This window comes from Pseudomonas fitomaticsae, from assembly GCF_021018765.1.
GTDB classification, from domain to species: Bacteria; Pseudomonadota; Gammaproteobacteria; order Pseudomonadales; family Pseudomonadaceae; genus Aquipseudomonas; species Aquipseudomonas fitomaticsae.
The window spans coordinates 2,693,548-2,717,239 of the sequence record NZ_CP075567.1; the positions used below are offsets into that span (position 1 = coordinate 2,693,548).

The 23,692-nt window shown below is 61.8% G+C and carries 24 protein-coding genes and 1 pseudogene; 13 read left to right on the forward strand and 12 right to left on the reverse strand.

The window, feature by feature from the left end:
- Positions 1-21 precede the first annotated feature (21 nt).
- Positions 22-1,329, reverse strand: a complete 1,308-nt coding sequence (locus tag KJY40_RS12270; RefSeq protein ID WP_230737107.1) for an ATP-binding protein — start codon at positions 1,327-1,329, stop codon at positions 22-24.
- A complete protein-coding gene (locus KJY40_RS12275) occupies positions 1,326-2,066 on the reverse strand; it encodes a response regulator (protein ID WP_085698671.1) in 741 nt (246 codons plus the stop codon). The genes KJY40_RS12270 and KJY40_RS12275 overlap by 4 nt, the downstream gene beginning before the upstream one ends.
- A 306-nt stretch (positions 2,067-2,372) precedes the next feature.
- Here KJY40_RS12275 and KJY40_RS12280 point away from each other — a divergent pair, with 306 nt between their 5' ends.
- The 3 genes from KJY40_RS12280 (at position 2,373) to KJY40_RS12290 (ending at position 4,260) form a co-directional block, all read left to right on the forward strand.
- On the forward strand, positions 2,373-2,642 hold the full coding sequence (locus KJY40_RS12280; protein ID WP_007956290.1) for a DUF2790 domain-containing protein: 270 nt from the start codon (positions 2,373-2,375) through the stop codon (positions 2,640-2,642).
- A 29-nt stretch (positions 2,643-2,671) separates the two neighbouring features.
- Positions 2,672-2,968, forward strand: coding sequence for a hypothetical protein (locus KJY40_RS12285; protein WP_230737109.1), 297 nt, complete (start codon positions 2,672-2,674; stop codon positions 2,966-2,968).
- Between the two features lie 77 nt (positions 2,969-3,045).
- A complete protein-coding gene (locus KJY40_RS12290) occupies positions 3,046-4,260 on the forward strand; it encodes a cytochrome c biogenesis protein DipZ (protein WP_230737111.1) in 1,215 nt (404 codons plus the stop codon).
- An 18-nt stretch (positions 4,261-4,278) separates the two neighbouring features.
- On the opposite strand, the gene KJY40_RS12295 is transcribed toward KJY40_RS12290, so the two are convergent.
- Positions 4,279-4,740 carry a GNAT family N-acetyltransferase gene (locus KJY40_RS12295; protein ID WP_230737113.1) on the reverse strand — a complete coding sequence of 154 codons (462 nt, stop codon included), beginning with the start codon at positions 4,738-4,740 and terminating at the stop codon, positions 4,279-4,281.
- Positions 4,741-4,968: 228 nt separating this feature from the next.
- Here KJY40_RS12295 and KJY40_RS12300 point away from each other — a divergent pair, with 228 nt between their 5' ends.
- Both KJY40_RS12300 and KJY40_RS12305 read left to right on the forward strand, forming a co-directional pair.
- Entirely contained in the window at positions 4,969-5,241 is a 273-nt protein-coding gene (locus KJY40_RS12300; RefSeq protein WP_007957179.1) for a DUF4242 domain-containing protein, read from the forward strand.
- A gap of 25 nt (positions 5,242-5,266) precedes the next feature.
- Entirely contained in the window at positions 5,267-6,079 is an 813-nt protein-coding gene (locus KJY40_RS12305; RefSeq protein WP_230737115.1) for a class I SAM-dependent methyltransferase, read from the forward strand.
- Between the two features lie 41 nt (positions 6,080-6,120).
- Here KJY40_RS12305 and pcsA read toward each other — a convergent pair whose 3' ends face one another.
- On the reverse strand, positions 6,121-6,843 hold the full coding sequence (gene pcsA, locus KJY40_RS12310; RefSeq protein WP_115079921.1) for a phosphatidylcholine synthase: 723 nt from the start codon (positions 6,841-6,843) through the stop codon (positions 6,121-6,123).
- A gap of 260 nt (positions 6,844-7,103) precedes the next feature.
- Here pcsA and KJY40_RS12315 point away from each other — a divergent pair, with 260 nt between their 5' ends.
- Together KJY40_RS12315 and ligD are read left to right on the forward strand one after the other, a co-directional pair.
- Positions 7,104-7,823 carry a tellurite resistance TerB family protein gene (locus tag KJY40_RS12315; protein WP_230737117.1) on the forward strand — a complete coding sequence of 240 codons (720 nt, stop codon included), beginning with the start codon at positions 7,104-7,106 and terminating at the stop codon, positions 7,821-7,823.
- Positions 7,824-7,945: 122 nt separating this feature from the next.
- On the forward strand, positions 7,946-10,492 hold the full coding sequence (gene ligD, locus KJY40_RS12320) for a DNA ligase D (RefSeq protein WP_230737119.1): 2,547 nt from the start codon (positions 7,946-7,948) through the stop codon (positions 10,490-10,492).
- Here ligD and KJY40_RS12325 read toward each other — a convergent pair whose 3' ends face one another.
- Positions 10,493-10,897: a hypothetical protein gene (locus KJY40_RS12325; protein ID WP_230737120.1), complete on the reverse strand. Its 405-nt coding sequence runs from the start codon at positions 10,895-10,897 to the stop codon at positions 10,493-10,495. It abuts the gene before it with no gap.
- Between the two features lie 113 nt (positions 10,898-11,010).
- A complete protein-coding gene (locus KJY40_RS12330) occupies positions 11,011-11,325 on the reverse strand; it encodes a DUF2388 domain-containing protein (RefSeq protein ID WP_007957157.1) in 315 nt (104 codons plus the stop codon).
- A 248-nt stretch (positions 11,326-11,573) separates the two neighbouring features.
- Between KJY40_RS12330 and KJY40_RS29710 the strand changes: the two are divergent.
- Both KJY40_RS29710 and KJY40_RS29715 read left to right on the forward strand, forming a co-directional pair.
- Positions 11,574-12,332: pseudogene (locus tag KJY40_RS29710) on the forward strand (MCP four helix bundle domain-containing protein); the annotation flags it as partial.
- A gap of 129 nt (positions 12,333-12,461) precedes the next feature.
- Entirely contained in the window at positions 12,462-13,187 is a 726-nt protein-coding gene (locus tag KJY40_RS29715; RefSeq protein ID WP_407682000.1) for a methyl-accepting chemotaxis protein, read from the forward strand.
- Positions 13,188-13,227: 40 nt separating this feature from the next.
- On the opposite strand, the gene KJY40_RS12340 is transcribed toward KJY40_RS29715, so the two are convergent.
- On the reverse strand, positions 13,228-13,653 hold the full coding sequence (locus tag KJY40_RS12340; protein ID WP_230737125.1) for a nuclear transport factor 2 family protein: 426 nt from the start codon (positions 13,651-13,653) through the stop codon (positions 13,228-13,230).
- A gap of 433 nt (positions 13,654-14,086) precedes the next feature.
- Here KJY40_RS12340 and mqo point away from each other — a divergent pair, with 433 nt between their 5' ends.
- Positions 14,087-15,736 carry a malate dehydrogenase (quinone) gene (gene mqo / locus KJY40_RS12345; protein ID WP_230737127.1) on the forward strand — a complete coding sequence of 550 codons (1,650 nt, stop codon included), beginning with the start codon at positions 14,087-14,089 and terminating at the stop codon, positions 15,734-15,736.
- A 67-nt stretch (positions 15,737-15,803) separates the two neighbouring features.
- On the opposite strand, the gene KJY40_RS12350 is transcribed toward mqo, so the two are convergent.
- Positions 15,804-16,232, reverse strand: a complete 429-nt coding sequence (locus tag KJY40_RS12350; protein ID WP_230737129.1) for a nuclear transport factor 2 family protein — start codon at positions 16,230-16,232, stop codon at positions 15,804-15,806.
- A gap of 419 nt (positions 16,233-16,651) precedes the next feature.
- Here KJY40_RS12350 and KJY40_RS12355 point away from each other — a divergent pair, with 419 nt between their 5' ends.
- Positions 16,652-17,098 carry an NUDIX hydrolase gene (locus KJY40_RS12355; protein WP_230737131.1) on the forward strand — a complete coding sequence of 149 codons (447 nt, stop codon included), beginning with the start codon at positions 16,652-16,654 and terminating at the stop codon, positions 17,096-17,098.
- A 9-nt stretch (positions 17,099-17,107) separates the two neighbouring features.
- Here KJY40_RS12355 and KJY40_RS12360 read toward each other — a convergent pair whose 3' ends face one another.
- Complete coding sequence (locus KJY40_RS12360) at positions 17,108-17,686, reverse strand: DUF4123 domain-containing protein (protein WP_230737133.1); 579 nt, start codon at positions 17,684-17,686, stop codon at positions 17,108-17,110.
- Entirely contained in the window at positions 17,683-19,806 is a 2,124-nt protein-coding gene (gene tssI / locus KJY40_RS12365; RefSeq protein ID WP_230737135.1) for a type VI secretion system Vgr family protein, read from the reverse strand. The genes KJY40_RS12360 and tssI overlap by 4 nt, the downstream gene beginning before the upstream one ends.
- Before the next feature lie 141 nt (positions 19,807-19,947).
- Here tssI and KJY40_RS12370 point away from each other — a divergent pair, with 141 nt between their 5' ends.
- Together KJY40_RS12370 and KJY40_RS12375 are read left to right on the forward strand one after the other, a co-directional pair.
- The gene (locus tag KJY40_RS12370; protein ID WP_230737137.1) at positions 19,948-21,159 is read left to right on the forward strand and encodes a helix-turn-helix domain-containing protein; all 1,212 of its coding nucleotides are present in this window, start codon (positions 19,948-19,950) and stop codon (positions 21,157-21,159) included.
- A 32-nt stretch (positions 21,160-21,191) separates the two neighbouring features.
- Entirely contained in the window at positions 21,192-21,824 is a 633-nt protein-coding gene (locus KJY40_RS12375) for a Vgb family protein (protein ID WP_230737139.1), read from the forward strand.
- 4 nt (positions 21,825-21,828) lie between these two features.
- Here KJY40_RS12375 and KJY40_RS12380 read toward each other — a convergent pair whose 3' ends face one another.
- Both KJY40_RS12380 and KJY40_RS12385 read right to left on the reverse strand, forming a co-directional pair.
- Positions 21,829-22,695 carry a CAP domain-containing protein gene (locus KJY40_RS12380; RefSeq protein ID WP_230737141.1) on the reverse strand — a complete coding sequence of 289 codons (867 nt, stop codon included), beginning with the start codon at positions 22,693-22,695 and terminating at the stop codon, positions 21,829-21,831.
- A gap of 129 nt (positions 22,696-22,824) precedes the next feature.
- A complete protein-coding gene (locus tag KJY40_RS12385; RefSeq protein WP_230737143.1) occupies positions 22,825-23,595 on the reverse strand; it encodes an alpha/beta hydrolase in 771 nt (256 codons plus the stop codon).
- Positions 23,596-23,692 lie beyond the last annotated feature (97 nt).

Here is a 23,692-nt window from a genome sequence, read left to right on the forward strand (position 1 = left end):
CCCACAGGGCTTTTTGTTGGTTCAGGCCTGTAGCGGCAGTTTCAGCTCCGCACACAATCCGCCACCGTCGCGATTGCTCAGCGTCAGCGAACCACCCAGCGCCATCGCCAGTTGCTGGGCAATCGCCAGCCCCAGCCCGGTGCCGCCGGTGCTTCGGTTGCGCGAGTTTTCCACGCGGTAGAACGGCTCCATCACCTGGGCCAGTTCTTCTTCGGCGATGCCCGGGCCGCGATCCATGACCTTGATCGACAGGCCGGCCTTGTCGCGCTGAATCAGCAACTCGGCTGCGCCGGCGAACTTCAGCGCGTTGTCGGTCAGGTTGACCAGAACCCGGCGCAACGCGTGGGGGCGGGTGTCGATGACCGCCTCGCTTTTACCGCTCAATTGCACTTCCTTGCCCATGTCCTGATAGTCGAACACCAGGCTGTCGAGGAACGAGTCCAGATTGGTGCGCCGACTTTCTTCAGTCGAGCCGTGGATGCTGCGGGCGTAGGCCACGCCCTCGCGCACCAGATGTTCCATCTCGCCGAGGTCGTTCCACAGTTTGTCTTTCTCGGCCGAATCGTCCATGAACTCCGCTCGCAGTTTCATGCGGGTGATCGGGGTTTGCAGGTCGTGGGAAATCGCCGCCAGCAGTTGCATGCGCTCTTTCAGGTACGCGGCGATACGCGCCTGCATCGAGTTGAAGGCGCGGGCGGCGTAGGCCACTTCGTTCGGGCCCTTTTCATCGAGGTTGATCGGGTGGGCGTTGGGGTCGAGGGTTTCCACCGCGTTGGCGAGGCGGGTGAGGGGGCGGATGGCGATGCGCACCGCCAGCCAGGTGCAGGCGAGCATCAGCGCCAGTTGCCCGAGCAACACCACCGGCAACCACGGCGACAGCGGCACCATCGACGGACGTACATCGATGGTCACCGGGCTGCCGTCGCTCAGGCGCAGGTGGCCCTGAAAGTGTTTTTTCGGGCCGGGAATGTCGGTGAAGGTCAGCGGGTACGCTTCGCCGATCGCATCGGTGATCGAGGTGACGGCAATCGGCACGTCCCGCGGATCCAGCGGTGTGCCCGGTTCACCCTCGCTCAGCAGATAGCCGTAATTCTTGCGGGCCAGGCGCTTGAGCCACATCGGGCGCTCTTCGGCGGGCAGGCGGTCGAGGATGGCAATCGAGGTCGAGACGTCGGTTTCGAGGTTGCCGAGCATGGTGTTCTTCGCGCTTTCGTAGCGTTCGTAATATTGCGCACCGAACGACAGCGCCTGAGCGAGGATCAGGCCGATCAGGAAAATCAGCGACAAGCGGGAGGCGAGGGTGCGCGGCCAGCGCAGGGCGACATTCATGCGGGGGCTCCGAGGACTTCGACCGGCAGCGAGAACACATAACCTTCGCTGCGCACGGTCTTGATATAGGCCGGTTCGCGGGCGTCATCCAGCAGGCGCTGGCGCAGACGGCTGACCAGCAGATCGATGGAACGGTCGAACAGATCGGCGTCGCGGCCCTGAGTCAGGTTGAGCAATTGATCGCGGCTCAGCACCCGTTGCGGATGGTCGAGGAACACCCGCAGCAAACGGTATTCCGCGCCACTGAGCGCGACCATGGTGCCGTCGGTGTCCAGCAGATGTCGGGCCGAGGTGTCGAGCTGCCAGCGACCGAATGCCAGCAGCCGACCACTTTCAGTCACCACCAGATTCGGCGGCAGCATCCGTGTGCGGCGCAGCACGGCATTGATTCGCGCCAGCAGCTCGCGGGCGGCGAAGGGTTTGGTCAGGTAGTCGTCGGCGCCCATTTCCAGGCCGAGGATGCGGTCGGTTTCATCATTGCGCGCGGTGAGCATCAGGATCGGCGTGGCCTTGTGTTTGCCCGAGCGTAATTCACGGCACAGCAGCAGGCCATCGTCGCCGGGCATCATGATGTCGAGCACGATCAGGTCGACGGTGTTGGCTTCCAGAAAACTGCGCATCTGTCGGCCATCGGCAACCACTGTGGTGCGCAGGCCGTTCTTCTTAAGGTAATTGCCGACCAGTTCGCGAATCTCGCGGTCGTCGTCGACGATCAGGATGTGATCGACATGTTCCATGGGGCCAAACCTCAATCAAAGGGGATTGCCGGGCAGTCTATCGAGCCTGCGCGAGGCCGCCTGCCTGCCTTTGTATTGCAGTGTATCCAGCGCTGTGACGGATACACGCCGACGCAAAAAGCGGATTTTTGCAGGGTTTTGTATCGCTGTGTATCCCGGGCGCGCGCGGATACGTAGCGATTTATACACGGCATTTGCCGACACATGCGCGATACCTCGCGAGCTTTAAATGAGCTCCATCGAGGCACACACAGAACGCCTCGGCCCAATCAACGATTCAACCATTGAAGCCCCGAGGAAAACGCCATGAACACCAAGACCAAATCGATCGCCGCCGCTTGCCTGTTTGCCGCTTTGAACATCTGCACCCTGTCGGCCCGCGCCGAAGCCGATGTCACCCCGCAAACCTACTCCTACGGCAGCCACCTGGACATCCAGAAAGTGGTGTCGCTGAAACAGGACAACTCGATGACCTGCGGCATCGTCGACGCCCGCCTGACTTACCTCGATTCGGCCGGCAAGACCCAGGTGCTCGACTACCGCAAATTCGCCGACGGCTGCAACGAAGACAACTGATTACCCACCTCTATCAAAGGAACACCGCCATGAACAACGTATCGCGCTATCTGACCGCTGTTGCCTTCTCCCTCGCCGGCGTCGCGGCCCATGCCAACGCTGCCGTCGAACAGAATAGCTGTGGCAGCAGTACCTGCTTCCAACTGGCCCCGGTGGCCAAACAGGGCAGCGACGGCCTGATCGCCGCCGACGGCGCCAGCCGAACACCGCACGGGCAGATGGTCGCCGCCGACGGTTCCAGCCATACACCGCAAGGCCAGATGGTGGCTGAAAACGGTGCCAGCCGTACGCCGCAAAGCCATTGGCTGGAAAACCAGACGGCTTGAGGATTGAAGGGGGCTGCCCGTAACGGGCGGCCCCCGATCCAGTCGACAGACCAGCCCTCATTCAAAAGGTGAACCTCATGTTTCTCATCGCTTTCCTGGGCGGTCTGTTGACTGTCCTCAGTCCGTGCATTTTGCCGGTAGTGCCGTTTCTGTTCGCCGGTGCCGACCGCACCCGTTCTTCGATCCTGCTGACCCTCGGCGGCATGGCCCTGACCTTTGCCCTGATCTCCAGCCTGGCGGTGGTCAGCAGCGAGTGGGTGATTCAGGCCAGCAACACCGGTCGCCACATCGCACTGGCGGTGATGGTGCTGTTTGCGCTGTCGCTGATTTCCGCGCGCATCGGTGACTGGCTGGCCCGGCCCTTCGTGCTGCTGGGCAATCGCCTCGACCCTGACAGCCGGAAAAAGGCCGGCCCGATGGCGTCGATCATGATCGGCGTGGCCACCGGTCTGTTGTGGGCGCCGTGCGCCGGCCCGATTCTGGGCGTGATCCTCACCGGCGCCATGCTGCAAGGCGCCAATGCCCAGACCAGCCTGTTGCTGCTGGCCTACGGTGCGGGCAGTGCGCTGTCGCTGGGGACGCTGATCTTCGCCGGTCGCGGCCTGGTCAACCGGCTGAAACCGTCGATTCCGTTTACCGGCTGGTTCCGTCGCGGTGCGGGTGTCGCGGTGCTGGCGACGGCGGCGGTAATCGCTACCGGTGCCGACAACCTGCTGCTGGCCAACACCTCCTCCCAAGGCGTGGCGTCGGTCGAGAAAAGCGTGCTGGAAAACGTGCCGAAGGTGGTGGACTACTTCGTCAGCAAAGTCCGTGCGGACTCGACCGAAGACGAGGCCGGCAAGGGCGCGATGCCGTCGCTGTCCGGCGCGGTGCAGTGGCTGAACTCACCGGAACTGACGGCTGAGTCCCTGCGCGGCAAAGTGGTGCTGGTGGACTTCTGGACCTACGACTGCATCAACTGCCAGCACACCCTGCCGTATGTGAAGGAGTGGGAGAAAAAGTACGGCAAGGACGGCCTGGTGGTGATCGGCGTACACACCCCGGAATACGGCTACGAGCGGATCATCGACAACGTCAAGGATCAGGTGAAGAAGCTCGGCATCACCTACCCGGTGGCCATCGACAACAACTACGCGATCTGGCGCAACTTCGATAACCAGTACTGGCCGGCGCATTACCTGGTCGACGCCAAGGGTCAGGTGCGTTACACCCACTTCGGCGAGGGCAGTTATCAGGCGCAGGAGCAGATGATTCAACAGCTGCTCAAAGAGGCCAGGGCGCCTGCTGCGTAAACCGCAAAACTCAATGGCTCACAGGTCGCGCACCATGAGCCATTGTTCGTTGCCCCAGGCGTGAAAACGCTCCAGCATCGTCCAGCCGCGTTTGGCGTAATAGTCCTGTTTGCTTTGGGTGTGCAGGTAGAAACGCGGCAGGCCCCGGAGCTTCGCTTCTTCAGCGATTCCCTCTATCAGCCTTTCTGCCAGACCCTGGCCGCGTGACCCAGGGCTGACCAGCACACAGGCCAGCCACGGCCCCAGATCCGGTCGAAGGGCAAGGTCCGCACGGGCCAGTGCCGCACCGCCCAGCAGTCGATCCCCGTCCAGCGCAATCAGGCAACGCCAGTCGCCATTGGTCTGGCCCTCGGCAAATTCGCGCTGCCATTCGGCCAGTGGCTGCTCGGCATATTCGTAGTGAAACTGGCGGTGGATCCATGCAGCGTAAGTGTCGCTGTGCTGCATGTGATCGGCGAGCCATTCGAAGCGCAAGGACATGATCGAATTCCGTTCCGGGAGAGGGCCTGCATGAGAGCCGATCAGCCGGCGCGTTGGCAACCCCCGACAGTGTTTCGGGGCCTTTACAAAATCCCGCCATTCATCGGCCAGCGCCCGGTTTTACGGGTTCTCCGGACGATTGGCAGGGACGCCGCACAGCGCCCGCGCGATAGTGGGCGAGCAGGGCCGCCACGGCTCTGACACCCATAAAAAGAAAGCGAGGTTGCCATGCCGAAATTCGTGATTGAACGCGAGATTCCAGGAGCCGGAAAGCTATCGGAGCAAGAACTCAAGGCCGTATCGCAAACGTCCTGCAACGTGCTGCGTGAGCTCGGGCCAGAGGTGCAGTGGCTGCAGAGTTATGTGACGGCCGACAAGATCTATTGCGTGTACATCGCACCCAACGAGGAACTGGTGCGCGAACACGCCAAGCGTGGGGGATTTCCGGCCAACAGCGTGTCCCGGGTGACGAGCATCATCGACCCGACGACCGCCGATTGACCCCTCTGCCGTGGAGCACCCATTCATGAGTACCCCCATTGATCTCACTGCCCTGAAGGAACGCCAGAAAGTCGCCTGGGCCAGTGGCGACTACGCCGTGATCGGCACCACCTTGCAGATCGTCGGCGAAACCCTCGCCGAAGCCTGCGATCTGCGCTGCGATGAAGAAGTGCTGGACGTTGCGGCCGGCAACGGCAATGCCACGCTGGCGGCGGCGCGGCGGGGTTGTCTGGTGACGTCCACCGACTATGTCGCGGCGCTGCTGGAGCGCGGCCAGGACCGGGCGCGTGCCGAGCATCTGGACGTGACCTTTCAGGTCGCCGATGCCGAAGCGCTGCCGTTTGCCGACTCCAGTTTCGACGCGGTGCTGTCGACCTTCGGCGTGATGTTCGCCCCGGATCAGGCGACGGCTGCCAGGGAGCTGGCGCGGGTCTGTCGCCGTGGCGGGCGGATCGGCCTGGCCAACTGGACGCCGGAAGGCTTCGTCGGCCAGATGTTCAAGACCCTCGGCCGGCACCTGCCACCGCCACCCGGTGCGCAACCGCCCTCGAACTGGGGCGCGGAAGCCTGGCTGCATTCGCACTTCGACGATCGCCAGTTCCAGGTGCAGGTGACTCGCCGCCACTTCAACTTCCGCTATCGCTCGGCGGCGCATTTCATCGATGTGTTTCGCCACTGGTACGGCCCGGTGCACAAGGCGTTCGCGGCGTTGCCGCCGGAGAGCGGGCTGGCGCTGGAAAGCGATCTGACGCTATTGATCGACGGGCTGAACCGGGCGGGGGCGGAATCGATGGTGCTGCCGAGTGAGTATCTGGAGGTGGTGATCACCAAGCGCTGAAGCCATTGTGGGAGCGAGCCGGCTCGCTCCCACAGGTTTTTCTATTTCAGATGCGCACTGTCAAACCATTCCAAGGCTGTGCGCCAGATGCAGATACCGAGGAAGTACGCCGACGCCAGCAGCCAAAGGCCCATCACCAGCGGGTTGATCACCGGGTGGTTCAGCACCAGCGACAGACTGCACAGCAGCCAGATCGCCGTCACCGCAATGTTGATCGGCATGAACCGGCGAACCCGGAACGGGTGCAAGAATTTCATCCGGGTCACGGTCAACAGCGCCAGGCCAATCACCGTCAGGAAGGTGATCCACGGCCCCGGATCGATGATGTACAGACACAACGCAACCACGTTCCACGCAGCGGGGAAACCGACGAAGTAGTTGTCCTTGCTCTTCATGTTGACGTTGCAGAAGCAGAACAGCGACGACACCAGAATCAGCGACACGGTCAGCAGCAAGGTGTAGTCGGGCAGAGGAATGTAGCGATAGATGAACAGCGCCGGGATGAACACGTAGGTCAGGTAATCGATCACCAGATCGAGGATCGATCCGTCGAAACTCGGCAGCACCGACTGCACGTTGACCTTGCGCGCCAGCGCCCCGTCGAGGCCGTCGACGATCAGCGCCACGCCCAGCCACATCAGGCAATGGGTCGGCTGGTTTTCCAGCAGGGCAAGGGTGGCTAGAAAAGCGGTGACCACGCCGGTCGCGGTGAAACCATGGGCGCCCCAGGCCTTGAGCCTGGCGATGTGGACGGTCGATATCACGAAGGCGTTCTCCAGAAAGTGCAGCAAGCCGCGTAAGCCCTTGGGCAGCAAGGGAAGCGACTAACCGGGTCGGGGTTGCAGCTATCGACCGGTCGGGCCGGGTCAAGGTTCACCCATTCCTGAAGATTAGCTGGCCGCGAAAAAATTTCTCTGGAGAATCGCTCGCCCATCGCCATGTCAGCCCAACGGTGCTGGCACATCGCATCAAGAGGACTATCGTTGCCTGACGCAGTCATACCCCTTTGCCTGAGGACGACGTCATGAACACCAGTGATCTGCTCGAACAACTGCTGCGAGGCCAGGCCTCGGCGGGACAACAAGGTGGCGCGTCGGCCGGCGGGGGACTGGGCGGGCTGGGTGGTTTGCTCGGCGGTGGCGGCACCAGCGGTGGCGGTTCTCCCGCTGGTGGGCTCGGTGGTCTGGGCGGGCTGCTCGGTGGACTGCTCGGCGGTGGCGGAGCGCTGGGCGGCGGGACTCAGAGTCGTTCCGGCGGTACCAATTACGCAGCGCTGGCCTCGCTCGGCATGATGGCTTTCCAGGCGTATCAGGCCTGGCAACGCAGCCAGGCGTCCGCTGCGCCACAGCAAACCCCGCAAACCGCGGATCTGCTGTCCGGCCCGCAAGTCGAAGAACACAGCCACGCCGTCCTGCGTGCATTGATCGCGGCGGCCAAGGCTGACGGGCGGATCGACGAGTCGGAAAAACACCTCATCAGCAGCGAAATCGGCAAGCACACCGATGACCCGAACCTGCAGCAATGGCTCGACGATGAAGTCGCCAAACCGCTGGACCCCACCGAAGTGGCCCAGGCGGCACAAAACGATCCGGCCATGGCCGCTGAAATGTACCTGGCCAGCGTGATGCTGGTGGACGATCAGCAGGACGCCGAACGCAATTATCTGGATGAACTGGCGGCGGCGTTGCAGATCGACCCCGAGTTGCAGGTTCACCTGGAGCAGCAGGCCAAGGGCACGGCCTGAAATATGGCTTGGAAAAGCCCCGGGCGGGATCCATCCGTCCGGGGCTTTTTTATGCCGATTGAATTTTTCTCGGGGGGCGCGGCTCTTCTGCATAACAGGACTCGTCTGCACCCGGAGCCGCCATGAACAGGAATCTCGACGACTACAACCGAATGCGCGACTTCTGCGCAACCTCGGAACCGGCGGCGGGCAAACGTCCGGGCAAGAAATCCGCCGGTGACCACGCCCTGCAGTTCTGCATCCAGAAGCACGATGCCTCTCACCTGCATTACGACTTTCGCCTGGAGCTCGACGGCGCGCTCAAGAGCTGGGCGGTGCCCAAGGGCCCGTCGCTGGATCCCAAGGTCAAGCGGCTGGCGGTGCACGTCGAGGATCATCCGCTGGATTACGCGACGTTCGAAGGCAGTATTCCCGAAGGGCATTACGGCGCCGGCGATGTGATTGTCTGGGATCGCGGCGTGTGGATTCCGCTGGAAGACCCGGAGAAGGCCTATGCCAAGGGCAAGCTCAAATTCGAACTGCAAGGCGAGAAGCTCGCCGGGGTGTGGAATCTGGTGCGCACCCACATGCCGGGCAAGAAAGAGCAGTGGTTTCTGATCAAGCATCAGGACAGCGCCGCGCGCCCGCAAAGCGATTACGACGTGCTGGTCGCCGAGCCCGACAGCGTGCTCAGCGAGCGCACGATCGTCGACAAACCCAGCCTCAGCGCGAAGCAGGTCAAGCCGCTGAAAGCCTCGCCGAAAGCACCGCGCAAGCCGGCCTCGGGCAAACTTGCCGGGGCGCACAAGGCCAGGATTCCCGCGCAACTCAAACCGCAACTGGCCACCCTGGTGGAGAGTGCGCCGGAAGGCGATTGGCAATACGAGATCAAGTTCGACGGCTATCGGATCATGGCGCGCATCGATAAGGACGAAGTGCAGTTGTTCACCCGCAATGGCCACGACTGGACGCACAAGTTGCCGAAACAGGCGCAAGCCCTCGCGGCACTTGGCCTGGAGTCGGCGTGGCTTGACGGTGAGATGGTTGTCGCCGACGCGGACGGCGTGCCGGACTTTCAGGCCCTGCAAAATGCGTTCGATTCCGGGCGCAGCGAAAACATCCTCTATTACCTGTTCGATCTGCCGTATCTGAACGGTGTCGATCTGCGTGAAGTACCGGTGCAGGAGCGGCGCGCAGCGCTGGCCACGGTGCTTAAAGCCCATGAAGATCCGCTGTTGCGTTTTTCCGAAGCGTTCGACGAAACCCCGCAGGCGTTGCTTAACAGCGCCTGTCAGATGCGCATGGAAGGGCTGATCGGTAAACGCCTCGGTTCGCCGTATGTGTCGCGCCGCAGCAGCGACTGGATCAAGCTCAAGTGCAAGCATCGCCAGGAATTCGTGATCGTCGGCTACACCGATCCGAAAGGCGCGCGCAGTTCGTTCGGCGCGTTGCTGCTGGGTCTGCATGATCGTGACAGCGGCGAGTTGCGCTACGCCGGCAAGGTCGGCACCGGGTTCAATGAAACCACCCTCAAGAGCATCCTCGCGCAGCTCAAACCGTTGCGGGTGAAGAAACCGGCGGTGGTCAACCCGCCCACCGGGTTCGAGGCCAAGGGTGTGCACTGGCTCAAGCCGAGTCTGCTGGCGGAAGTGGCGTTTGCCGAAATGACCCAGGACGGCTCGGTGCGCCACGCCGTGTTCCATGGCCTGCGCGGGGACAAACCGGCCAAGGACATCACCGAGGAGCGCGCCAGCCCCATGAAGACTTCAAAGACCGAATCTACCGCGCCGTCCCAAGCCGGCCTGGCCGACGGCAAGGTGCGGATTACTCATCCCGACCGGGTGATCGACGCCAGCAGTGGCACCACCAAGATGCAACTGGCCGAGTATTACGCCAGTGTCGCCGAATGGATTCTGCCGCAGCTCAAGGATCGCCCGGTGGCGCTGGTGCGTGCGCCGGACGGCATCGCCGGTGATCTGTTCTTTCAGAAGAACGCCGAACACCTGGCGATCCCCGGCATCCGCACACTCGACAAAGACCTGACCGGCCAGCCGGTGATGCTGATCAACAACGCCGAAGCCTTGATCGGCGCGGTGCAGATGAGCACGGTCGAACTGCACACCTGGAACGCCACCACGACAGATCTGGACAAGCCCGACCGCTTCGTTCTCGACCTTGACCCGGATCCGGCGCTGCCCTGGAAAAGCATGGTCGAAGCCACGGCGCTGACTCTGACCGTGCTCGATGAGCTGGGCCTCAAGGCGTTTCTCAAGACCAGCGGCGGCAAGGGCATTCATCTGGTGGTGCCGCTGACCCGCAAACATGGCTGGGACGAGGTCAAGGATTTCAGCCACGCCATCGTCACTCACATGGCGAAGTTGTTGCCGGAGCGCTTTTCTGCGGTGTCCGGGCCGAAAAATCGGGTGGGGCGGATCTTCATCGATTACCTGCGCAACGGTCTGGGCGCCACCACCATTTGTGCCTATGCAGCGCGTACCCGCGAAGGGTTGCCGGTGTCGGTGCCGCTGTTTCGGGAAGAAGTCAGTGAGATCAAGGGCGCCGATCAATGGAACGTGGGCAATGTCCACGAACGGCTGGCGGAAGTGGGCGATGAGCCCTGGAAGGACATGAAGAAAACCCGGCAAAGCATCACGGCCGAGATGCGCAAGCGGGTGGGCATGAAGAAATGATCAGGTGCCGCGCAGCAAGTCGTGGGCGTTGAGCAGGTCGAAGGCGACTTGCGGGTTGTTTTCCAGACCACGGCGGATGGCGGCGGGGATGGTTTTGCGGGTTTTGCGGCAAAGTCCCGGCAGGTCCTGGACCTCGATCTCGATGCCTCCGCGCACGGTCCGCACCTCACCGAACTTCGGTGCGATCAGCACGCGAATCCCTAGCTGATCGAACATCTTGCCTTGCAGACGCTCGAGGTCGGCGAGGTCTTTCAGGTTTTCCAGACGTTCAAGCAGACGCTTTTCTTCCTCGCGGGTCAGCAGCAGGATGCGCACGTCCGAGCCGGGTGTATCCAGCAGCGGATCACGCCCGCAGATGCACAGACCCGGCGGGCAAGGGGAGCGAAGGGAGGCGGAAATCGTCATGGCCTCCATCATAGAGGCCGTTCGACGGTTTTGCCCATGGTCGTTCGCCAGCCGTCCATCGGCAGGCACAACGGTGGCGAGTCCGTCAGCCACCATCATCGAACGTGCCGTGTTTACTGCGACAGACCTTCGTAGTGAACCAGGATGGCATTGGCCAGCTCTTCATCGCTGGCGTTCAGGCCGGGATTTTCCTGACGCACCTGTTGCAGCACCGATTCCAGGTACACGCCACGGATCGTACCGCCGCTGGCGACGAATGCGGACAAGTCGTCACGGGCCGGAATCACCATTTTGTGATCCTTGAAGGTCGAGTACAGCGAAGCCGAAACCCCCGCCGAAGTGGCAACATCCCCTGCGTCCACGCGGGCAAGGGCCGAGCCGAACGGCAGGCACAGCATGAGAGACGAAACAAGTAATAAGCGGCGCATGACGGTGTTCCTCCAGCAGCGTAAAGCGAAAAGGAAGTACCACATAATGTGAGAGGTGCCGGAGAGCGCGGGAGTTCCATGCGCCGGGCCGGGCGGTAGCGGGCATAGAACGAGAACCGCCGCACAGTCCTCATTTTTACCGGATGTAACGACACACCCTGCGACGCTCTAAAGCGGCGGATTCACCCAAATAGGCTTAACTGAAGCGTTGAAAGGCGCCGTATGGCGCGACCAGGGAGGAAATCACGGTGTCGATCAAACTGCGTTTGGTGTTGCTGATTGCGACCAGCCTGCTGACGGCGCTGATCGTGAGCCTGGTCAGTTACGTCGGCAATCAGCGGATGGCTTCGGCGGTCGGTGACAACGCGGTCAGCATGAGCGCGCTGCGCAACCACATGGAAGCCGACATGATGCACGACGCCCTGCGTGCCGACGTGTATTCGGCAATGCTGGTGGGGCTGGGCAAAAGCACGAGTACGGCGGACGAAGTGCGCAGCTCGGTGGAAGAACATGCGGCGCATTTTCGCGAGGTGCTGGGTGAAAACCTCAAGCTGCCGGTGAACCCGACGATCAGGTCCGCGCTGGAGCAGATCAAGCCCAGCCTCGACACTTACATCAGCGCCGGTGAGCAGATCGTCGGTCTTGCACTGGAAAACCCGGACAGCGCTCAGCAGCATCTCGGAACCTTCAGCACGGCGTTCAGCCAGCTCGAAGAACAGATGGCCGCCCTCAGCGAACTGATCGAAACCAATACCCGGCAGACCAGCGAGGGCACCGAGGCGGCGATCCACAACGCCAATGTCGCGCTCGCTGTCGTCCTGATTGCCAGCCTGTTGTTGCTTTTGGCCCAGGGTCGCTGGGTGATCCTGAGCATCATGGGTCCGCTGAAATCCGCCAGCCGCATCGCCGAAAGCATCGCCCACGGCAACCTCAGCGAACCGATCGCCGAACCGTCCGGCAAGGACGAAGCCAGTGCGCTGATCCGCACGCTGGCCACCATGCAGCACGACCTGCGGGACATGATCGACGTAGTGCGACGCAACGCCCACGGCGTCAGCGGCATGAGTGAACAACTGAGCCACGGCTGCCATCAGGTGGCCGACAGCAGTCAGCAACAAAGCACCGCCGCCGGGACCATGGCTGCCGCCGCGAGCCAGATGACCGCGAGCATCGAGGAAATCACCCGTCACGCCGAGCGCGCCCTGAACATGGCCAGCCAGGCCGAGTCACTGGCGAAAAACGGCGGTCAGGTGATCCATCAAGTGGTCAGCGACATGGACGACATCGCCCGTTCCTCCCAGCAGTCGGCGCAGGTGATCCGCACCCTGGATCAGGAATCCGAGGGCATCTTCAACATCATTCAGGTGATCAAGAGCATCGCCGACCAGACCAACCTGCTGGCGCTCAACGCGGCCATCGAGGCAGCCCGGGCAGGCGAGCAGGGCAGGGGCTTTGCGGTGGTGGCCGATGAGGTGCGCAGCCTGGCGGCGCGCACCAGCGCCTCGACCCAGGAAATCGCCGCGATGGTCGCGCGCATCCAGAACAGCACCCGCGAGGCCGTCAGCAGCATGGAGGCCGGTGTCGCCCAGGTCGACAAGGGCATGGCGGTCACCGCCGACGTCGAACGCGCCATCCGCGAAATCCTCGACGCCACCCTCAGCACCACACAACTGGTCAACGACATCACCCGCACCATCGGCGAACAGAGCCAGGCCAGCAACGAAATTGCCCATCAGGTGGAGATGATCGCGGGCATGTCGGAGGGCAACAGCAAGGTGATTGGCGAGACGGCCAATACCACGGATGAGCTGTCGAGTCTGGCGGGGAGACTGGCGCAGTCGGTGGATCGGTTTCGGTTGTGAGAGCGGGCTCTGCCACCGCAACGGCGGCAGAGCTCATGCATCAGAACTTGTACGCCTGACGCCCCACCAGCAACCACTTGCCAGCCTGCTTTTGCCAGATCTGGAAGTTCTCGATTTCCGTCGGCACCACTTCGGTGCCTTTGAGGGCCTGCGCCGAAAAGTGATGGCGGACCAGCGCAGTGTCTCCGGACAGGGTGATGGTCTGGTTCCGCATTTCCAGGGTCTTGAATGCGCTCTTACCGGTTTCGATATCGGCAATGAAGGCTTTCTTGTCCTGGATCTTGCCGCTGGAGTGGCCGTAGGTGAGGTTGTCGGCGGTCAGGGCATTCAGTTCGGCGATGTCCTTGTGCAGCATCGCCTGGGTCAGGTGATCGACGGCCTGGGCGACGTCCTGTTCCGCCGGGGCGGCGGCGACGTAACCGCTGAAGAGGCAGACGAGACCGAGCAGCAATCCGGATTTTTTCATGGGTATTCCTTGTTGTTGTAGGTGATGAAATCGACTGGTTATTTGTCAGTCGTCGTACAACTTAGCAGGAATGCGTCGGCGTTAGAAAGCGTTTGAAGCGCTTGTTGAAAACTATCCGGTCGCGAACAGACGCGCGGGTTTGCCATGACGTGATATTCTTCGCGCCACTTGTTTTGACCCAATTCAGTCTGGCGCGCTATTCGGCGGGCCAGACAGAACCCCTGTCGCTCAAGTAGCTGAAGCCAATAATGATAAGAAGTCAGTTCAGAAGGGACATATAACTGAGGTCGACGCAGCCTGTCGGCCTTGTGTGCCCACCCGTCAAAATTGAAGTGTGCCGGAACCCGCGACGCTGGCCTGAGTGTCGCGAAAAAAGGGGAACGCATACGCACAACAGCGGCGGGCGGAAGGCGTTTTATCATAGGTGCAACAGATGTTTAAAAAAGTGAACACAGCCTTGCTGGGGCTGGCTTTGGCGATGGGGATGTCGTCTGCCAATGCCGAAGAAGCAAAGAAAGTCGACGTCCTGCTGATCGGCGGCGGCATCATGAGCACCACCCTGGGTGTGTGGATCAACGAGCTGGAACCGACCTGGTCGATGGAAATGGTCGAGCGCCTCGACGGCGTCGCCCTGGAAAGCTCCAACGGCTGGAACAACGCCGGTACCGGTCACTCCGCCCTGGCCGAGCTGAACTACACCCCGGAAGACGACAAGGGCAACGTCACGATCCCGAAAGCGGTCGAGATCAACGAAGCGTTCCAGGTTTCCCGTCAGTTCTGGGCCTGGCAGGTTCGTCAGGGCGTCCTGAAGGACCCTCGTTCGTTCATCAACACCACTCCGCACATGAGCTTCGTGTGGGGCGATGACAACATCAAGTTCCTGAAAAAGCGCTACGAAGCCCTGAAAGCGAGCCCGCTGTTCGCCGGCATGCAGTACTCCGAAGACCCGGCTGTGATCAAGAAGTGGGTTCCGCTGATGATGGAAGGGCGTGACCCGAACCAGAAAATCGCGGCCACCTGGAGCCCGCTGGGTACGGACATGAACTTCGGCGAAATCACCCGCCAGTTCGCCGCTCACCTGCAGACCAAGTCCAACTTCAACTTGAAGCTGTCGAGCGAAGTGCAAGACATCACCAAGAATGCCGATGGCACCTGGCGCGTCAGCTACAAGAACCTGAAAGACGGCACCAAGACTGAAACCGACGCCAAGTTCGTGTTCATCGGCGCCGGCGGCGGTGCCCTGCACCTGCTGCAGAAGTCCGGTATCGAAGAAGCCAAGGAATACGCTGGCTTCCCGGTAGGCGGCTCGTTCCTGGTGACCGATAACCCGGCCATCGCCGAACAGCACCTGGCCAAGGCCTACGGTAAAGCTTCGGTTGGTGCGCCTCCGATGTCCGTTCCGCACCTGGACACCCGTGTCCTGGACGGCAAGCGCGTCATCCTGTTTGGCCCGTTCGCGACTTTCAGCACCAAGTTCCTGAAAGAAGGTTCGTACCTGGACCTGCTGACCAGCACCACCACCCACAACATCTGGCCTATGACCAAGGTCGGCATCAAGGAATACCCGCTGGTCGAGTACCTGGCCGGTCAACTGATGCTGTCGGATGAAGACCGTCTGAACGCGCTGAAGGAATACTTCCCGAACGCCAAGGCTGAAGACTGGCGCCTGTGGCAAGCCGGCCAGCGCGTGCAGATCATCAAGCGTGATGAAGCCGCTGGCGGCGTGCTGAAACTGGGCACCGAAATCGTTGCTTCCAAGGACGGCTCCATCGCCGGTCTGCTGGGCGCATCCCCAGGCGCGTCGACCGCTGCACCGATCATGCTGAGCGTGCTGCAGAAAGTCTTCAAGGACAAGGTCGCCAGCCCTGAGTGGCAAGCCAAGCTGCACCAGATCGTTCCAAGCTACGGCACCCAGCTGAACAACGATCCAGCCAAAGTGGCTGAAGAATGGGCTTACACCGCCAAGATCCTGCAACTGCCAACCCCTCCGGTGATTGGCCAGGCTGCAGCTCCAGCGGCGGACGCCTCGGCTGAAAAAGCCCCGGCTCCAAAAGAAAGCGCTGCACGTGACATGGCTCTGTAATCCAGACGCCTGACACACGAAGCCCACTGACCCGGCGACGGTCAGTGGGCTTTTTTGTGTCCGGACTTCAGGCCTTGGCGGCAGCCAGATAAGCCCCCAGCCGCCGGCCCATTTCCTCGCCCAGCGCCTGCAACCCGCTCAACGGCCGCACCATCACCTCGAACTCGACGATCTTGCCCTGTTCATCGAAACGGATCATGTCGATGCCCTTGAGCTCTTTCGTCCCCACTTTGGCGCTGAACTCCAGCACCACATTCAAGCCATCCGCTGTCGCCAGTTCACGGTGGTATTTGAAGTCCTCAAACACTTCGAACACGGTGTTGAGGATCATCGAGACCACCGGTGCGCCTGGATAAGGCGTGTGGGCCATGGGCGAGCGGAACACCGCTTTGGGATCGAGCAGCTCGGGCAGGGCCTTGAGGTTGCCGGTGCGGATCATCTCGTGCCAGCGGTTCAGGGATTCGGCGGCGTTGGGGTGCAGGTTCAGGTCGGACATGGTTTCACTCCTGTATTTTTTGTTGTTCTTGGCGCGGTGCCCATGACTCTAGATCAAAGCGGCGCAATGGAAACCATCTGTACCGATCTGAATGTCGACCCATGCGCCAGTCCGATCCATCTGATCCGCTTTTTCCTGTCGAATCTGCATCTGTAACCATCTCAGCCATGCGCCCAAAATAGCCCTGCCGTCCGGCCACACGCGACGCGCTTCATTCCGGAGCGCCCGGTGCGCCGGACATTCAGTATTCAGGAGGCCTTCATGGCTAAGATGGCGATTTTCCTCGGCGGCTTTCTTGTGTTGACCATCATGATTGGCGTCCTTGCCACGATTTCTCCGGTCTGAGATCAACTGCAGTGCGATCCCTGTGGGGTGTGATCTAATCGCCGGCCTTTTTTCCAGCAAACGGATTTCACCCCATGGCCGAACAGCGTATCCGCGCACTCGCACTTTGCATCTTCCACCACAAGGGCAAGATTCTGGTTAACCAGTTTTACGACCCGATCAAACAGCAAGTCCTCTACCGTCCCATCGGGGGCGGTATCGAGTTTGGTGAAACCAGCGCCGAAGCGATCGTGCGGGAGGTACGGGAGGAGTTGGGTCTTTCAATGAAGGATCTGCGCCTGCTCGGCACACTTGAAAGCATCTTTATCTACGACGGCAAACCGGGGCACGAGATTGTTCAGGTGTACGACGCAATATTTGAAGACGCGAGCGTGTATGAACAATCGCATGTCGACGGTCAGGAAAGTAATGGTTCGCCATTCGTAGCGAAGTGGCACGCAAGCTCAAGCTTCAACGACGATTCGCCGCTGGTGCCAAAGGGGTTGCATGAATTGCTGGTGAATGCCGGACGCCTTGAGTGAGCAGGCCCTTTATTCAACGACGTCCGCCGATGGCCACGTGCTGACTTGTGTCGCCGGGCCACCAGCTGGATCGATCATATAGCTGATCAGCGAATGCCCCGTACCGGTTTCGGCGATGAATTTCACGACCGGACCGAACAGGGTGTGGCGTTCTTCTGTTGTGCAGGTCGGTAGATAGACGCGTAACACTCTGGGATCGTAGAAGCGAAACACAAGCCAGTTGCCATCCGGGTCTTTCACCCGTAACAGGGTTCGCAAGTGATTGCGTAAATCCTCCAGCGTGACCCGCGCAGGAACGACCGCAATACAGCCCCAACTCTGGCCCCAGCTCTTTTCCAGCAATTGCCGGGTGTACGGCTGCTGGGGATCGAGGTGCAGCAGATACGGCGCGGCAGCGGACAGATCAGGCGAGAGTTCTCCGGAGTAAAGGCAGGAAAATTCAGCGTAACTCGTGCGAACCAGCGGCTCGATGCGTGGGTCGCGAGCACCGTCCAGCAGGGCATAGACCTTGGGGGCGTTGCTTCTGCTGCCTAGGGGCCAGAGTTCAATGCTCAGCCATTCGTACAGGTTCAGGCGCAATTGAGTCATTTATTGCAGATCTCGCAGAACGGGACGCCGCTTTTCGCGGCATTCACGAGGGTTTGTGCCTGCATGTTCTGTTGCGCAAGGCGGGTTTCTGCTTTTGTCGGCGGAGCTGATGTGGCTGTGTTGACGGATGTTGCAGGGGGCGGGGTGTTGACCGGTGCAGTGCCGAGGGTTTTGCCGGCGGTGTCTGTGTCAGCCGGTGTCAGGGCTGTCGGCAGTTTGATGGCGATCCCGGTTCCGGTTCCCGGAGCGCCACCGGAATTCGCTTTGACCTGTGCGCCGCTGATGGTGACGCCACCGACATCCACCTTGACGAAACTGCCGCCAGCCTTGGCCGTCAGTTCCATGCCGCCTTCGATCACCACTTTCTCGCCAGCGTGGTAGTGAATCTCCGTCCCCGCTTCGACAAACTGCCCGGTGCCGACTTTCACGTGTTGGGTCACGCCCACAGTCAGGTGATCGTTGGCGCGCATTTCGCTCTTGCGGTCCAGGTGGGTGATGCGGTGTTCCTCGACCTTGAATTCACTTAAAACATTGGCCTCGACAGTGTCATGCCGCTCGTTGCCGACGCGGATCTTCTGGTCGTGCTCGATGTTCTCGTCCCAGTCGCGCTGGGCGTGGATGTAGATCTGCTCCACGCCTTTCTTGTCTTCGATGCGGAACTCGTTGTAGCCCTTGCCGCCCGGGGAACTGAGGGTCTTGAAGGTGCTGCGGGTCTTGTTCGCCGGCAGATCGTAGGGGACGACGTTTTCCTTGTGGTACAGGCATCCGGTGACCAGCGGCTGGTCGGGGTCGCCTTCAAGGAAGGTCACCAGCACTTCCATGCCGATGCGCGGAATGGCGATGCCGCCGTAGGCTGCTCCGGCCCAGCCGCTGGCGACACGTAGCCAGCAGGTGGTCTTGTCGTCGGCCTGGCCTTCACGGTCCCAGTGGAATTGCACTTTCACGCGGCCGTATTGGTCGCAGTGGATTTCTTCGCCGGCGGGGCCGGTGACGATGGCGGTCTGGCTGCCGAGGACTTTCGGTTTCGGGTGCTCGAGGGCAGGGCGGAAGTGGGCGTCCCACGGAGTGGCCACGAAGCTGTTGCGGTAGCCCTGGTGGAAATCGCTCTTGTTGTCGGTCACGTCGCTGGTGACGTTTTCGCCCAGCACTTGCGGCTGTTTGCCTTCGTGGAAGATTTCCAGCAACAGCCACAGGTCATTCCATTCGGCGCGCGGGTGTTCGGCCAGGGTCATGAAATGGCCGGTGGTCAGGGTCGGCTCGTCACCTTTGCCTTCGGCGAGTTTGTAGTCGCTGCGGTGGCGTTCCAGTGCTCGGGTCGCGAGGAACTTGCCGCGTTCACGCGTGGTGAAGCGGCCGGGGTAGTCGTAGTCCTCAAGATCCGGCATGAACGCGGATTTGGCCGCGCCTTCAGGCAGGATCTTCGGTTTCTCGAAATCGTAATCGCGGCGGCTGACGCGACTGGTACGGGTTTCCAGGCGCAGGTTGAAGCGCTTGATCACCGGTTTGTCGGCGGTCATGCCGGAGTCTTGCTGGTAGTTGACCGGTTTCAGTTTGCGGAACACGGTCTGGTCGTCGCCGAACACCAGTTTGTGGCCGCTGCTGCTGTGCTGGAAGTGGAAGTGAATGCCTTCCTCTTCGCACAGGCGCTGGATGAAATGCAGGTCGGACTCGTCGTACTGCACGCAATAATCGCGTTCCGGGTATTCGGCGCTGAGCTGAAAGCTGTAGGCGTCGGCCAGAATGCCGCGATCCTCCAGCACCTGGGCAATGATCTTCGGCACCGTCAGTTGCTGGAAGATCTGCTGGTCATGGTTGTGCCGCAGGTAGGCCAGTTGCGGCACCAGGCTCAGGCTGTAACGGGTCAGGGTCTTGCCGGAATCGCCTTGCTCGATGCGGTACACCAGACCGTGAATCTTGCCCTCGCCAGTGGCGCCGAATGTCAGGCAGCCAGGCTTGTGCAGGAGTTCTTCAAGTTTGAGGTCGGGGCGGGCACTGACCAGTTCGATGTCGAAACGGAACGGTTCGTTGAGGGCTTCGCGACCGACAAAGTTCACGACTTGCAAGTCGGTTGAAACCCCCTCAAGAGCGAGGATGATGTGGGTAGCGTTCGCGTCCAGCATGCGATTTTCCTTCCGTGGAAAGCTTTGCCGATAGTGCAGGATCGTCAAAGTGCCATCAAGGGTATTAAACACGTTTAAATGTCGAGCGTAGACTCTATTTCACGACGCAGTGGCGCAGGGGCGTGTAAAGATGGATAGACCATGGACTCGCTGATCAACGCCGCCGGCCGCGCACTGGCGGCGGGTGATCCGTTGGCGGCGCTGAATGTCGTCGCCCTGCGCGATGACCCTCCAGCCCTGGCCCTACGCGGGATCGCCATGGCACAACTTGGCGACATGACGCGGGCCAAGGCATTGCTGCAACGAGCGGTGAAAGCGTTTGGCGCCAATGAGTCGCTGTCCCGGGCGCGTTGTGTGGTAGCCGAGGCCGAGGTGGCGCTGGCGGCGCGGGATCTGGGCTGGCCGGTCGAGGCGCTGGAAGCGGCGCGACAAGTCTTGCAGGATCATGACGACGGGGTGAATGCCGCGCACGCACGCTGTTTGCAGATTCGCCGGTTACTGCTGATCGGCCAGCTGGAAGCGGCTGAAAAGCTGCTCGGTGAACTCGATCCTGCACCGTTACCTCCGACCCTGCGCACTATCCATGAACTGATGACCGCCGCAATCGCCTTGCGCCGGGTGCAGGCTCACAAGGCGAAAATGGCGTTGGAGCGAGCACAACGGGCGGCGCAGCAGGCCGCCATTGCGGCGCTGTCGGCGGAGGTCGCTCACGCCCTGCGATTTCTTGAGGCGCCGGCAGCCCGAATGATCGTCGCGGGTCAGGAGAAAGCGGTCACGCTCGCACAGGTGGAAGCGTTGTTTGCCTCACCGACGCTGGTGGTTGATGCCTGTCGCTACAGCGTGCGTGGTGCCGGAATGACCGTGGCGCTGGCCACGCGACCGGTGTTGTTCAACCTCCTTCGGCGGCTTGCCGAAGCCTGGCCGGCAGAAGTGTCCAGAGAGACGCTGATCGCCAAAGCCTTTCGTTTGAAACTCGATGATGAATCCCACCGCGTCCGATTGCGGGTCGAGATCGGCCGGTTGCGTGCGGCGTTGCGCCCACTGGCCGGAATCACCGCGACCCCGCGCGGCTATGCGCTGGTCGCACATGACGTAGCGCTGCTCACGTTGCCGATCGAGGACAGAAACGCCGCGCTGCTGGCCCTGCTCGCCGACGGCGAGGCGTGGTCGAGCTCAGCGCTGGCGCTTGCGTCGGGCAACAGCCAGCGGCAAGTGCAGCGAGCGCTGGAAACGCTGGCGGCACAAGGCAAGGTCCAGGCGTTCGGCGTTGGTCGTGCACGACGCTGGCTGATGCCGCCGGTGCCGGGTTTCGCGACGATCTTGTTACTCCCGGTGTCGCTGGGCAATGGCTAGGCTGGACTCACCCACTCAACGAGGAAACCAGCATGAAACAGGCAAACGCAGAAATCCTTCGTGAATACGGCCCGTTCGAAGGTGTCGACGGAGTCCACGGCGTGACCTTCGATGGCCGACAAGTCTGGTTCGCCAGCGATGGTCAGCTCAATGCACTCGACCCGGCCAGCGGCGAAACCGTGCGCACGATCAAGGTCGGCGCCGATGGCGGAACCGCGTTCGACGGCCAGCACCTGTACCAGATCGCCGACCGGCGAATTCACAAGATCGACCCGGCCACCGGGCGTGTGCTCCATACCATTGCGGCACCGGGCGACGGTGGCGACTCGGGCATGGCCTGGGCCGAGGGTTCGTTGTGGGTGGGGCAATATCGCGACCGCAAGATCCACCAGATCGATCCGGACACCGGGAAAATCCTCCGCACTCTCGAATCCAATCGTTTTGTCACCGGCGTCACCTGGGTCGACGGCGCGCTGTGGCATGGCACCTGGGAAGGCGATGAAAGCGAGATCCGGCGAGTCGACCCGGGGAGCGGCGAGGTTCTGGAAAGCCTGACGTTGCCCAGCGGAATCGGCGTCTCCGGCCTGGAGGCCGATGGCGCCGAGCGCTTCTATTGTGGCGGCGGGAACAGTGGCAGGGTGCGGGCAGTGCGTCGGCCGAAGTGAGTGCTCAAGGTGCTCCGAACAGCATCGTCCAGTAAACCCCTTCGTCACTGCGCGCCTCACTGGCAAATCCGGCGCCGACCTGGGTGAACATCGGGTTCATCAGGTTGGCGCAGTGTCCGGGGCTGGCCAGCCAGCCGGCCATGGCCTTGCCCGGTGAGCTTTGCCCGGCGGCGATGTTTTCGCCGATCTGCCGGCCACGATAGCCGGCCGCCCGGGCGCGATCTGCCGGGCCGTCGCCGTCCGGGTCGCGGTGGGCGAAGTAGTTGCCGTAGGCCATGGCCTTGCTGTGGCCCTGGGCGGCGGCGCCGAGCGCCGGGTTCCAGCTCAAGGGCCGCGCGGCGGCGAAGCGCTGGCGACCGCACATACGCGGTCGGGCGCGGGCGGCGTTGACCTCGGCCAGCAAGGCTTTGCCGACGCTGCGGTTGTCGCCGACGCGGTTGTCGAGCACCGGCCGGGCCAGCACCACTTGCCATTCGCTGCGGGCGCGGCTGATGCCGATGTCGGCGTATTGACCGTCGAGCAGCGCGCCGCAGTAATCGCTTTGCAGCAGATCGAAGGCCTCTTCGGCGTCCTGCGCACCGACGATCCGGATGCTGCGCACCGCCACGGCCGCGTAGCCGGAATCCTTCAGTCGTTCGCGCAACCCACCGCCGTAGCCATAGCCGACCGGCAACGCCAGGTTCGACCTCAGCGTCAGCGGCGCCAGCCGTTGGGCCGGGCGTCGGTCACAACGTTGCGGATGGGCGCGGTAGTCGTTGATGGCGGCCACCAGTTGCCGCTCGGCGCCGGCGTGGGCAGAGGGAGAAAGCAGGGGAGAAAGGATCAACAGGCACAGCGAAACGAAGCGAGACGAACGAACGGCGTGGCGCATGGGACGCAAAGCTCTGAAAAGGACAACACTGAAGGGGAGTGAACCGCAGAACGCGGCGCGGGTAGGACTGGTCTTTTCGCACTTGGTTCACGAAGCCGCGCCGAGTTTTAACGGCTGCCGACGAAGTGCTCAGCGATTCAACACATCCTCGATCCATTGCAGATATTGCGGTCGTTCGGATATCGAATTGTGCGTCGCGTCCGCCACCACTTTGAGCGTGGCCACACCATCGGGAAAACTGCGCAACAAGCGTTCGGTGCTGGCCCGTGGAATCACCTCGTCATCGCTCGCCGCCAGCAGCAGCGTCGGCACGCGGATGTGCGCCGCGTACTGGCCGGACCGGAAACGATCCTTGAGCAACCACTGCACCGGCACCCACGGATATTGGCGAGCGGCGATTTCTTCAAGGCTGTTGTAGGGCGTGACCAGAATCAGCCGCTCCACCGGCCGTTGGCTGGCCAGCCGCACCGCGACCCCGGAACCGAGGCTGCGCCCCAGCAGCGCGACTTGCGGATGACTGGCATACACCTGATCGAACAGCGCCAGCGCATCCTCGGCGATCGCCTCTTCGGACGGCGAGCCGCCGCTGCCGCCAAACCCTCGGTAATGCAGCAGATACAACGAATAGTCAGGAAACGCCTCGGAAAACTCCGGCAGATTGCGCGAAACGTCCTCGGCATTGCCACCGAAATAGATCAGCGCTCTGGCTCCGGCGCGCTCGCGCACCGTCACGCGGATCTCGGCGTCGGGCATGGCCAGCGTCAACCGTGACTCTGGAGAATCGAGGCTGGCGGGCTGGGGAAAATAGATCAGTGCCCGCTGAAACACGAACAGCGCCGCGCACAGGATCAGGTACACGGCGACGATCAATGCGACGAGTGACAACAGGGTTCTGGACATTCGACTAACTTTAACCGGGCGCGCAGATTGGCTGTCGCAGTGTAGTCCAACGGTTTTGCGGGCTGCGTCAAAACACAAGGTGCAACAGATCCACAGG

Coding starts and splice junctions, on each gene's coding strand:
- KJY40_RS12270 (WP_230737107.1), bottom strand. CDS start 1,329: ATGAATGTCGCCCTGCGCTGGCCGCGCACCCTCGCCTCCCGCTTGTCG.
- KJY40_RS12275 (WP_085698671.1), bottom strand. CDS start 2,066: ATGGAACATGTCGATCACATCCTGATCGTCGACGACGACCGCGAGATT.
- KJY40_RS12280 (WP_007956290.1), top strand. CDS start 2,373: ATGAACACCAAGACCAAATCGATCGCCGCCGCTTGCCTGTTTGCCGCT.
- KJY40_RS12285 (WP_230737109.1), top strand. CDS start 2,672: ATGAACAACGTATCGCGCTATCTGACCGCTGTTGCCTTCTCCCTCGCC.
- KJY40_RS12290 (WP_230737111.1), top strand. CDS start 3,046: ATGTTTCTCATCGCTTTCCTGGGCGGTCTGTTGACTGTCCTCAGTCCG.
- KJY40_RS12295 (WP_230737113.1), bottom strand. CDS start 4,740: ATGTCCTTGCGCTTCGAATGGCTCGCCGATCACATGCAGCACAGCGAC.
- KJY40_RS12300 (WP_007957179.1), top strand. CDS start 4,969: ATGCCGAAATTCGTGATTGAACGCGAGATTCCAGGAGCCGGAAAGCTA.
- KJY40_RS12305 (WP_230737115.1), top strand. CDS start 5,267: ATGAGTACCCCCATTGATCTCACTGCCCTGAAGGAACGCCAGAAAGTC.
- KJY40_RS12315 (WP_230737117.1), top strand. CDS start 7,104: ATGAACACCAGTGATCTGCTCGAACAACTGCTGCGAGGCCAGGCCTCG.
- ligD (WP_230737119.1), top strand. CDS start 7,946: ATGAACAGGAATCTCGACGACTACAACCGAATGCGCGACTTCTGCGCA.
- KJY40_RS12325 (WP_230737120.1), bottom strand. CDS start 10,897: ATGACGATTTCCGCCTCCCTTCGCTCCCCTTGCCCGCCGGGTCTGTGC.
- KJY40_RS12330 (WP_007957157.1), bottom strand. CDS start 11,325: ATGCGCCGCTTATTACTTGTTTCGTCTCTCATGCTGTGCCTGCCGTTC.
- KJY40_RS29715 (WP_407682000.1), top strand. CDS start 12,462: ATGGCTGCCGCCGCGAGCCAGATGACCGCGAGCATCGAGGAAATCACC.
- KJY40_RS12340 (WP_230737125.1), bottom strand. CDS start 13,653: ATGAAAAAATCCGGATTGCTGCTCGGTCTCGTCTGCCTCTTCAGCGGT.
- mqo (WP_230737127.1), top strand. CDS start 14,087: ATGTTTAAAAAAGTGAACACAGCCTTGCTGGGGCTGGCTTTGGCGATG.
- KJY40_RS12350 (WP_230737129.1), bottom strand. CDS start 16,232: ATGTCCGACCTGAACCTGCACCCCAACGCCGCCGAATCCCTGAACCGC.
- KJY40_RS12355 (WP_230737131.1), top strand. CDS start 16,652: ATGGCCGAACAGCGTATCCGCGCACTCGCACTTTGCATCTTCCACCAC.
- KJY40_RS12360 (WP_230737133.1), bottom strand. CDS start 17,686: ATGACTCAATTGCGCCTGAACCTGTACGAATGGCTGAGCATTGAACTC.
- tssI (WP_230737135.1), bottom strand. CDS start 19,806: ATGCTGGACGCGAACGCTACCCACATCATCCTCGCTCTTGAGGGGGTT.
- KJY40_RS12370 (WP_230737137.1), top strand. CDS start 19,948: ATGGACTCGCTGATCAACGCCGCCGGCCGCGCACTGGCGGCGGGTGAT.
- KJY40_RS12375 (WP_230737139.1), top strand. CDS start 21,192: ATGAAACAGGCAAACGCAGAAATCCTTCGTGAATACGGCCCGTTCGAA.
- KJY40_RS12380 (WP_230737141.1), bottom strand. CDS start 22,695: ATGCGCCACGCCGTTCGTTCGTCTCGCTTCGTTTCGCTGTGCCTGTTG.
- KJY40_RS12385 (WP_230737143.1), bottom strand. CDS start 23,595: ATGTCCAGAACCCTGTTGTCACTCGTCGCATTGATCGTCGCCGTGTAC.